Raw genomic sequence first — 9036 nt, 5'->3', positions numbered from 1 at the left:
TTGTTTATTCGCGACCGGCGTTGGACGCACCGAACGCCATGGACCGCCCCGGGTTTCATGGAGGCTGTTGCCTTCATGAAACCCGGGGCGGTCCACTCCGTTGGGGGCGGTGAACGTCCCCCATGGACCATTCGCGACGTCGCTGACCAGCGCGAAAAGCCCGCAACAGCCGTCGCCCGTGCCGAACGCAACCGACCACTACTGACAAAACCTCATTGGGGCGCAAGGCGGCGGGCGAAGCGACGGTCAGGCAGGTGGGAGGAGCGGGCCGCCGGACCAGTGTTGGAAGACGAGGTTGGTGTGCACCCGGGCGACCTCGTCGCGCGCGGTCAGTTCGTCCAGGACCAGGCGTTGCAGTTCGGCGGCCGAGCTGGTCGCGACGTGGGCGAGGAAGTCGTCCGGGCCGGTCAGGTGGTAGACGGCGCGGACCTCGGGCTGGGCGAGCAGGTGCTCGATGAACCGGTCCACCAGCGGGCGGCGGTGCGGGCGCACCTGGACGAAGAGGAACGCTTCCAGCGGGCGGCCGAGCTTGGCCGCGTCCACCTGCGCGCGCTGCCCGGTGATCACGCCGGTCTCGCGCAGCCGCGCGACGCGGTCCAAACAGGTCGACGGGGCGATGCCGACCGCGGCCGCCAGGTCCTTGTTCGACATCCGGGCGTCGTTCTGCAGGAGCCGCAAAATCTCGAGATCAACCGGGCTGAGTTCGACAGAAGACGTCATCGGCGAATCATATCCGAGAATATTGCATATTCTCCGATAGAAGCTCGACCATGACGGCATGACCGCACTGCGTACGCGAGCCGTCCACGCCGGCCGTGAAGACCTCACGGACCTGGGCGTGCACGCCGTCCCGCTCGATCTGTCCACCACCTACCCCTCTCGCGACAGCGCCGACGAGGCCCGGCGGATCGACGAGTTCGCCACCGGCGCCGTCGCGTCCGGGATGCCGGTGTACGGCCGGATCGGGAACCCGACCGTCGAGCGCTTCGAGAAAGCGCTTGCCGAACTCGAGGGTTTCGAACAGGCGGTTGCGTTCGCCAGCGGGATGGCCGCGGTATCGGCCTGCTTGCTTTCCGCGGTGGCGCAAGGAAAGCGCCATGTCGTCGCGGTGCGCCCGGTCTACGGCTGTTCCGATCACCTGCTCGGTTCCGGGCTGCTCGGCACCGAAGTCACCTGGACCGCGCCGGAGGACCTCGCCGCCGCGCTGCGGCCGGACACCGGGCTCGTGTTCGTTGAAACGCCGGCGAACCCGACGCTGCGCGAGGTCGACATCGCCGCGCTCGCCGAGATCTGCGGCGATGTTCCGCTGCTGGTCGACAACACCTTCGCGACACCGGTGCTGCAACGGCCCGGCCGGCACGGCGCGCGCATCGTGCTGCACAGCGCGACGAAGTTCCTCGGCGGGCACGGGGACGTCATGGGCGGGGTGGTCGCGTGCGACGCCGAGGAGGCGGGCAGGCTGCGGCAGATCCGGTTCGCCACCGGCGGGGTCCTGCACCCGCTCGCCGGATATTTGTTGCTGCGCGGGCTTTCCACGCTCCCGCTGCGGGTCAACGCCGCCTCCGCGACGGCGGCCGTTCTCGCCGAGCGCCTGGCTGCGCACCCCGCTGTCCGGTCCGTCCACTACCCGCGGCTCGGCGGGCCGCTGGTGGCGTTCGAGGTAGACGGCGACCCGCACGCGCTGATCGGTGCGGTCCGGCTCGTCACCCCGGCGGTCAGCCTGGGCAGCGTCGACACGCTGATCCAGCATCCGGCGTCGATCAGCCATCGCATCGTCGACGCGGCGGACCGGCGCGGCGCCGGGGTCACCGACCGGCTGATCCGGATGTCGGTCGGGCTCGAGGACGTCGAAGACCTCTGGTACGACCTCGACCAGGCGCTGAAGGCCTGCTAACCGCAGCAGCCGCCACCACAGCAACCGCCGCCCGCCGGGGCCGGCGCGGCTGACCCACCCGCCGCGCCGGTCAGCGCGACGGTCGTCAGCAGCTTGACGGTGTCGGCGTGCCCGTCCGGGCAGACCGCGGGAGCACTCGACTCGCTCATCGGCCGCAGCAGTTCGAACGTCTCGGTGCATTCCCGGCAGCGGTAGGCGTAGGTCGGCATGGAAAGAATTATCACCGGCCGGGGGCGAGGTGGGAAGCTGGGCGGGTGGAACCACCGCAGATCACCGGAATCCCGCATCTGGGCCAGGTCGTCCCGTCCTTGCTCGCCGCCGTCGGCGTCAGTGAGTTCGTGAACACGCTGACGCTGCCGGAAAGCCGCAGCGCCGCCGTGCTGCTGATCGACGGGCTCGGCTGGGAACTGCTCCACGAGCACGCCGCGGACGCGCCGGTGCTGGCGGAACTCGCCCAGCGACAGCTCCGCGTCGGATTCCCTGCCACGACCGCCGCCGGGCTCGCCGCGATCGGCACCGGGCTCGCGTCCGGTGAGCACGGCATGGTCGGCTACACGTTCGAGATGCCGGGAACCGGTGTGCTCAACGCGTTGCGCTGGTGCAGCCACGAGAACGGCGGTGACCTCCGGGGCGCGCTGCCGCCCCGTGAGGTCCAGCCCCTGCAGACCACGTTCGAACGCGCTGCGGCAGCCGGGATCGACTCCGCCGTGGTGTCCTCGGCGAAGTTCGCCGACACCGCGCTGACTCGCGCGACGCAGCGCGGTGCCCGCTATGCCGGAGTCCACGCGCTCGGCGACCTCGCCGCCCGCACCCTCGACGTGCTCGCCGAAGGCAGGGCGTTCTGCTACGCCTACCACAACGAAGTCGACATGCTCGGGCATCTGTACGGCCCGGGCTCGACGGCTTGGCGCATGCAGCTGCGCCAGGTGGACCGGCTCGTCGAGTCCCTTGTGGACGGTCTGCCGCCTGGCGCGCTGCTCGCCGTGGTCGCCGACCACGGGATGGTCGCCGTCGACGGCGTGCTCGACATCGACGAGACCCCGGATCTGCTCTCCGGTGTTCGCGCGATCGGCGGTGAGGTCCGGGCCCGGCACGTCTACGCCGAGCCAGGTGCCGCCGAAGACGTGCTCGCCGCGTGGCGCGAGGTGATCGGTGACCGCGCCTGGGTGCGCTCACGGGACGAAGCGATCGAGGCGGGCTGGTTCGGGCACACCGTGAGCGATCGCGTCCGGCCACGGATCGGTGACGTCGTCGCGGCGGCGCGCGGCCGGTTCGGCATGGTGCGGGAACTCGCCGAAGCCGTCGAGTCCTCGCTGATCGGCCAGCACGGCTCGCTCACCACCGCCGAACAGCTCGTACCGCTCGTGATCGCGCAGGGCTGAGCAGGACCTTCCTGCTTGCTGGGACGCCTGCCGCCGGGGAACTCCCGGCCAGGACCGCGCGACCTGTCCACTACGTGCCGGATGGAACGGAGTGGGCGATATGGCTGTGCTGGACGGAATCGGGGTCGTCGGAGCCGGTGGTGAGGGGCGCGCGGTGGCCGCCTACCTCGCGTCACGCGACCTGCCCGTGCACCTCTACACACGAGATCCTCGGACGGCGGACGAGATCGCCCGCCGTCGTGCGATCACCGCGACCGGTGTCCTCAATGGACGGTTCCCGCTCCGCGCTGTCACCGGCGACCCGGCCGACCTCGCCGGTCGTGCCGTCGTCCTCGTCGCGACGGTCACCACCGCCTACCCGGAGGTGGCCGCGCGCCTCGCCCCGCACCTCACCCGGGGACAGGTCGTGGTCCTGTTCTCCAGCAAGCTCTGCGGCAGCGTCGAGTTCGCCCACGCGCTGACGATCGCGGGTGCCCCGGACGTCGACGTGGTCGAGACCGACGCGCTGTTCGCCGCCCGGCCACACGGGACCGGTGGGGTGACCGTGCTCGGCACCAAGGGCTGGAACCTGTTCTCCGGCAGCTCGGCCGATGCCGTCGACCGGCACGCCGGGCTGGTGTGCGAGTGGTTCCCCATGCTCGAGGTGACCCGCAACCCGGTTGAACGCGGCCTGCACGATTTCGGCGCCGTGGCCCATGTACCCATCGCGCTTGCCAACCTCGGGACCATCGACCGCGCGGAGGAGCTGCTCTTCTACGTCGAAGGCCTGTCCGCGCGCACCGTGACCCTGCTGGAGCGGACCGAGGCGGAGTTCGCCGCGGTCGCCGAGGCATACGGTGCGCGCCTGCTCCCGATGACCGAGCTGCTCGACCGCTACTACGGCTGCACCCGCACCTGCCTGCTCGACGCCATCCGCACGGTCGAGCCGTACAAGACGATCGCCGCGCCGACCAGCCTCGACCACCGGTTCCTCACCGAGGACATCCGGTCCACGCTGGTGCCGTTGCAGGCGCTCGCGCGCCGTGCCGGGATCGGTACCCCGATGGTGGACGCCGCCATCACGATCATGTCCGCGCTCGGCGGCGAGGACTTCCGCAGTACCGGCCGCACCCTGGCCAGGCTCGACTGGGACGGGCTGAGCCACGAGCGGATCATCGGGCGCCTGAACGCCGCTTGAGTCCGGCTCGGACCCGGCCACGGCCTGGTCACCGCCTGTTCCCCGGCTCGATCCGCCCGGCGGTTACCGTTTCGGTGTGCCCCGACGCAACCGCCCGGACCGCGGCCGTGCCCGCGACGCCCGTGGTGGCGCCCAGCCCGAGCTGGGTGCCGCCACCGGCTGGGCACGCGCCGAATCGGGTGTGGACGGGGACTGGCTCGTGCGCACCGTGCCCGGCGCGCAGGCGAACAAGGTCTACCGCTGCCCCGGCTGTGACCACGAGATCCGGCCGGGCACTCCGCACGTCGTCGTCTGGCCCGCCGACGAGACCGGCTCCGTCGCCGATCGCCGCCACTGGCACCGCCCCTGCTGGGACGCGCGTGCCCGCAGGCGGCCCCATCGCCGCTGGTGAGCCCTTATTCAGTTGTCGTGAGAACGCCGGTAATGGCGTGAGAATGCTCCGTCGTACATCTCCTCCGTGTAGTCAGTGAATCCGAGCCGCTCCGCCACTCGCAGCGAAGGTTTGTTCGTCACGGCGATACTGGCCAGCACCGGAATGCCGGGCAGTTCCCTGGCACACCAGTCCACGACCGAGGCGGCCGCCTCGGCGGCGTAGCCCTTTCCCCACGCCGACGGCCGGTACCGGTAGGCCAGGTTCAGCACCCGCTCGCCGCGGAACTCGCGGAGCCGTACCCCGGTCACGCCCAGTACCTCCGTGCCGCCTGCCTCGGTCACCGCGAGGTAACCGAAGCCGTGCTCGGCCCAGTGCGCCAGCCAGGCCGTGTACGTCTCCGAGAACGTCGCGACATCCGGTGGTGCGGGGTTGAACCGGTTCGTCCGCGGGTCGGTGTGGATGTCCACCATGGCCTGCCGGTCCTCCTCACGTAGCGGCCGCAGCACCAGCCGTTCCGTCCGCAGCTCGGTGAAGGTCGTGATCAGCATGTCCGCGACGCTAGCGCGGGGGTCCGACAGAATCGGGCCATGACGGATCTGCCCCTGGTACTCCTGCACGCCTTCCCCCTCGACGCCCGGATGTGGGATCCGGTGCGCGCCCCGCTCGCCGAACGGGTCCGGGTGATCACGCCCGACCAGCGTGGACTCGGCCGCAGCCCGCTTCCGGAAACCGAACGCGAGCCCAGCCTCGCTGACGCGGCTCACGACGTCGTCGCGCTGCTCGACCGGCTCGGTCTCGACCGCGTCGTGCTCGGTGGCTGCTCGATGGGCGGCTATCTGGCGTTGGCCGTGCTCCGGCTCGCCCCCGAACGCGTCGGCGGGCTCGTCCTCATCGACACCAAGGCCACCGCCGACACGCCCGAGGCGGCGCAGACCCGGCTCGACGTCGCCGAGCGGGTCGAAGCCGAGGGCGTCACGGGCTGGCTCGCCGAGGCGAACCTGCCGAACCTGCTGTCGGAGAAGACCCGAGCGGAACGCCCGGAGGTCACCGAAACGGTCCGTGGGCTCATCGACGCCCAGCCGCCTGTCGGCGTCGCGTGGGCCGCGCGGGCGATGCGGGTCCGCCCGGACTCCGTCGAACTGCTGCGGGACAAGGACATCCCTGCGCTGGTGATCGTCGGCGAGCAGGACGCGATCACCCCGCTGGACGCGGCGAACACCATGGTCGACGCGCTGGACGACGCGACACTCGTCGTGCTGCCCGAGGTGGGGCATCTGACACCGCTGGAGGACCCGGCCGGCGTCGTCGAAGCGATTTTGGGGTGGTATCCGGAGGACTGAGGCTGCGCTGGGGGAGCGTACTCATGTGATTGGAGAGCGCACTCGCGTGATTGGGCGGAGATCTCGCGTGATCAGGCGAAGTAGCGGGCGAGGGCGGCGCGGGCCTCGGGGAGGCGGTGCGGGAAGCGGCGGGCGATGACGTAGCGCCAAGGGACTTCGAAGAGGCGGCGGAGTTCGAGGCAGGGGGCGAAGGCGGCTTCGCCGACTTCGCCGGGGTAGGCGGCGAGGGCGTCGCGGCCGGTTTCCTTGGCGAACGTGGCGAGGTCCCAGGCGAGCGGACCGCGCCAGGTGTCCTCGAAGTCGAGCCAGCACGGGCCCGCCGAGGTGACCATCACATTGCTCGGGTGCGCGTCGCCATGCAGGGCCTGCAAGGGCGCGACGGGCATCGCCGCGGCGATGCGGTCCGCCTCGGCACGCAGCCGGGGCGCCGCGCCGTCCATCGTGGCGCCGTGGCGGTCGAGAATCCGGTGCAGTTCGTCGAGTGGTCCGCGTTCGGGCAGGCCACCGGTGTAGCCGCGCAGTGCGGCGTGGACCCGGCCGAGTGACTCCACGAGCTCGGCGGGGGAACACCGGCGGTCCGCATCGGGCCGGACGTGGTGCCAGAGCGTGACAGGGAGACCGTGCGCGAAATGCGGTCCGGCCGGGGGATCCGTGGTCGGTGAGACGACCAGCACATCACGTTCGGTGAGGTAGGCCGACAGGGCGACGTCCCGGGCCAGCCAGGCGGCCGGATCGGGCCGCGCCAGCCGTGTCGTCGCAGGCACTCTCGCGACCACCGGACCCAGTCTCACCAGCACGTTCGAGCGATCGTGCAGCACGTCGGGCGCGTCGGCGGGCAGTCCGCACCGCCGGGCGACGGCCACCGCGGCGGCGACCGCGGCTTCGGTGTATTCGTCGGCCACGGCGCGATCTTGCCAGCCGGTGCGAGCGACTGTCGGTAGCGAGGGCTACGATCCCCTTGATTGCCGGAATGGGCCTGCCGCACGGCGGGCGCGGACCGGCGATTCCCGATCAATGACCACCACAAGGCTGCAGTGTTGGAGGCAGGAGTGACGGCCGTAGCCCCCAAGCCGATCGCCACGCGCCCATACCCGGCGCACGAGACGGTTAAGGGTTCGTACCTGCTGCGGTTGTTCCGCACCACGGACCACAAGCAGATCGGCATCATGTATCTGGTCACGTCGTTCGCCTTCTTCATGGTGGGCGGCGCGATGGCGATGCTGATCCGTACCGAGCTGGCGCGTCCCGGCCAGCAGTTCCTGTCGCAGGAGCAGTACAACCAGCTGTTCACCATGCACGGCACGATCATGCTGCTGCTGTACGCGACGCCGATCCTGTTCGGGTTCGCGAACTTCATCATGCCGCTGCAGATCGGTTCGCCGGACGTCGCGTTCCCGCGGCTGAACGCGTTCTCGTACTGGCTGTACCTGTTCGGCGGCCTGATCGTCATCTCCGGCTTCCTCACCCCGGGTGGCGCGGCCGACTTCGGCTGGTTCGCCTACACCCCGCTGTCGGACGCGATCCACTCGCCCGGCGTCGGCGCCGACCTGTGGATCTCCGGTCTGGTCGTCTCGGGTCTGGGCACCATCCTCGGTGCGGTCAACATGATCACCACGATCGTGTGCCTGCGCGCGCCCGGCATGACGATGTACCGGATGCCGATCTTCACCTGGAACATCCTGGTGACGTCGATCCTGGTCCTGCTCGCCTTCCCGATCCTGACCGCGGCGCTGATGGGCCTGCTGGCGGACCGGCATCTCGGGGCGCACGTGTTCGACCCCGCGAACGGCGGCGTGATCCTCTGGCAGCACCTGTTCTGGTTCTTCGGCCATCCCGAGGTGTACATCGTCGCGCTCCCGTTCTTCGGGATCGTGTCGGAGATCTTCCCGGTGTTCAGCCGGAAACCGGTCTTCGGCTACAAGGGCCTCGTGTGGGCGACGCTGGCGATCGCGGCGCTGTCGGTCGCGGTGTGGGCGCACCACATGTACGCCACCGGCGCCGTGCTGCTGCCGTTCTTCTCCTTCATGACCTTCCTGATCGCGGTCCCGACCGGCGTGAAGTTCTTCAACTGGATCGGCACGATGTGGAAGGGCCAGCTGTCCTTCGAGACGCCGATGATCTTCTCGATGGGCTTCATCGTCACGTTCCTCTTCGGTGGCCTGACCGGCATCATGCTGGCCGCTCCGGCAATCGACTTCCACGTGTCGGACAGCTACTTCGTCGTCGCGCACTTCCACTACGTGCTCTACGGCACGATCGTGTTCGCCACCTTCGCCGGGATCTACTTCTGGTTCCCCAAGATCACCGGCCGGATGATGGACGAGAAGCTGGGCAAGTGGCACTTCTGGACCACGTTCATCGGCTTCCACGGCACGTTCCTCGTCCAGCACTGGCTGGGTGCCGAGGGCATGCCGCGCCGGTACGCGGACTACCTGCCGACGGACGGGTTCACCACGCTGAACACGATCTCGACCATCGGCGCGTACATCCTCGGTGCCTCGACGCTGCCGTTCATCTGGAACGTCTTCAAGAGCTACCGGTACGGCGAGATCGTCACGGTGGACGACCCGTGGGGCTACGGCAACTCGCTCGAGTGGGCGACGTCCTGCCCGCCGCCGCGGCACAACTTCACCGAGCTGCCCCGGATCCGCTCCGAGCGGCCCGCCTTCGAGCTGCACTACCCGCACATGATCGAGCGCATCCACAAGGAGGGCGAGATCGGGTTCTTCGGGAAACCGAAGGTGCACGGCGAGGCGAAGGCTCCTTCGCAAGTGCTGACCGAGGCGGCGATCCCCGGGGATCACGACAAGGACAACGCGAGCGAGCAGTGACCCGATGAGACAGGGCGCGTGCCACGGCCGATGTGAGGC

Annotated in this window: 10 protein-coding genes; 6 read left to right on the top strand and 4 right to left on the bottom strand. The window is 69.9% G+C overall.

From position 1 onward, the window contains the following. Positions 1-246: 246 nt before the first annotated feature. Positions 247-720, bottom strand: coding sequence for an Lrp/AsnC family transcriptional regulator (locus ACFWY9_RS44005; protein WP_378328651.1), 474 nt, complete (start codon positions 718-720; stop codon positions 247-249). 58 nt (positions 721-778) lie between these two features. Between ACFWY9_RS44005 and ACFWY9_RS44000 the strand changes: the two genes are divergently transcribed. Continuing rightward, positions 779-1894: a trans-sulfuration enzyme family protein gene (locus tag ACFWY9_RS44000; protein ID WP_378328650.1), complete on the top strand. Its 1116-nt coding sequence runs from the start codon at positions 779-781 to the stop codon at positions 1892-1894. Here ACFWY9_RS44000 and ACFWY9_RS43995 read toward each other — a convergent pair. Continuing rightward, positions 1891-2103, bottom strand: coding sequence for an FmdB family zinc ribbon protein (locus ACFWY9_RS43995; RefSeq protein ID WP_378328649.1), 213 nt, complete (start codon positions 2101-2103; stop codon positions 1891-1893). The two genes, ACFWY9_RS44000 and ACFWY9_RS43995, sit on opposite strands and share 4 nt — an antisense overlap. Before the next feature lie 45 nt (positions 2104-2148). On the opposite strand from ACFWY9_RS43995, the gene ACFWY9_RS43990 reads away from it, so the two are divergent. The 3 genes from ACFWY9_RS43990 (at position 2149) to ACFWY9_RS43980 (ending at position 4844) form a co-directional block, all read left to right on the top strand. Then, positions 2149-3276, top strand: coding sequence for an alkaline phosphatase family protein (locus tag ACFWY9_RS43990; RefSeq protein ID WP_378328648.1), 1128 nt, complete (start codon positions 2149-2151; stop codon positions 3274-3276). A gap of 100 nt (positions 3277-3376) precedes the next feature. After that, positions 3377-4453, top strand: coding sequence for an NAD/NADP octopine/nopaline dehydrogenase family protein (locus ACFWY9_RS43985; RefSeq protein WP_378328647.1), 1077 nt, complete (start codon positions 3377-3379; stop codon positions 4451-4453). Between the two features lie 76 nt (positions 4454-4529). Beyond that, entirely contained in the window at positions 4530-4844 is a 315-nt protein-coding gene (locus tag ACFWY9_RS43980) for a hypothetical protein (RefSeq protein ID WP_378328646.1), read from the top strand. 8 nt (positions 4845-4852) lie between these two features. Here ACFWY9_RS43980 and ACFWY9_RS43975 read toward each other — a convergent pair whose 3' ends face one another. Then, on the bottom strand, positions 4853-5374 hold the full coding sequence (locus tag ACFWY9_RS43975; protein ID WP_378328645.1) for a GNAT family N-acetyltransferase: 522 nt from the start codon (positions 5372-5374) through the stop codon (positions 4853-4855). A gap of 39 nt (positions 5375-5413) precedes the next feature. Here ACFWY9_RS43975 and ACFWY9_RS43970 point away from each other — a divergent pair, with 39 nt between their 5' ends. Beyond that, the gene (locus ACFWY9_RS43970) at positions 5414-6166 is read left to right on the top strand and encodes an alpha/beta fold hydrolase (protein WP_378328644.1); all 753 of its coding nucleotides are present in this window, start codon (positions 5414-5416) and stop codon (positions 6164-6166) included. Between the two features lie 71 nt (positions 6167-6237). Here ACFWY9_RS43970 and ACFWY9_RS43965 read toward each other — a convergent pair whose 3' ends face one another. Beyond that, the gene (locus ACFWY9_RS43965) at positions 6238-7068 is read right to left on the bottom strand and encodes a phosphotransferase family protein (RefSeq protein ID WP_378341686.1); all 831 of its coding nucleotides are present in this window, start codon (positions 7066-7068) and stop codon (positions 6238-6240) included. A gap of 147 nt (positions 7069-7215) precedes the next feature. Between ACFWY9_RS43965 and ctaD the strand changes: the two genes are divergently transcribed. Further along, positions 7216-8997 carry a cytochrome c oxidase subunit I gene (gene ctaD / locus ACFWY9_RS43960; protein WP_378328642.1) on the top strand — a complete coding sequence of 594 codons (1782 nt, stop codon included), beginning with the start codon at positions 7216-7218 and terminating at the stop codon, positions 8995-8997. The last annotated feature ends 39 nt before the right edge of the window (positions 8998-9036 follow it).

It is taken from the genome of Amycolatopsis sp. NPDC059027 (assembly GCF_042739735.1).
Taxonomy (GTDB): domain Bacteria; phylum Actinomycetota; class Actinomycetes; order Mycobacteriales; family Pseudonocardiaceae; genus Amycolatopsis.
This window is presented reverse-complemented; position numbering and strand designations above follow the sequence as displayed.

Bases quoted from the DNA above. Each gene is read 5' to 3' on its own strand.
- ACFWY9_RS44005 (WP_378328651.1), bottom strand. From the start codon at position 720: ATGACGTCTTCTGTCGAACTCAGCCCGGTTGATCTCGAGATTTTGCGG.
- ACFWY9_RS44000 (WP_378328650.1), top strand. From the start codon at position 779: ATGACCGCACTGCGTACGCGAGCCGTCCACGCCGGCCGTGAAGACCTC.
- ACFWY9_RS43995 (WP_378328649.1), bottom strand. From the start codon at position 2,103: ATGCCGACCTACGCCTACCGCTGCCGGGAATGCACCGAGACGTTCGAA.
- ACFWY9_RS43985 (WP_378328647.1), top strand. From the start codon at position 3,377: ATGGCTGTGCTGGACGGAATCGGGGTCGTCGGAGCCGGTGGTGAGGGG.
- ACFWY9_RS43975 (WP_378328645.1), bottom strand. From the start codon at position 5,374: ATGCTGATCACGACCTTCACCGAGCTGCGGACGGAACGGCTGGTGCTG.
- ACFWY9_RS43970 (WP_378328644.1), top strand. From the start codon at position 5,414: ATGACGGATCTGCCCCTGGTACTCCTGCACGCCTTCCCCCTCGACGCC.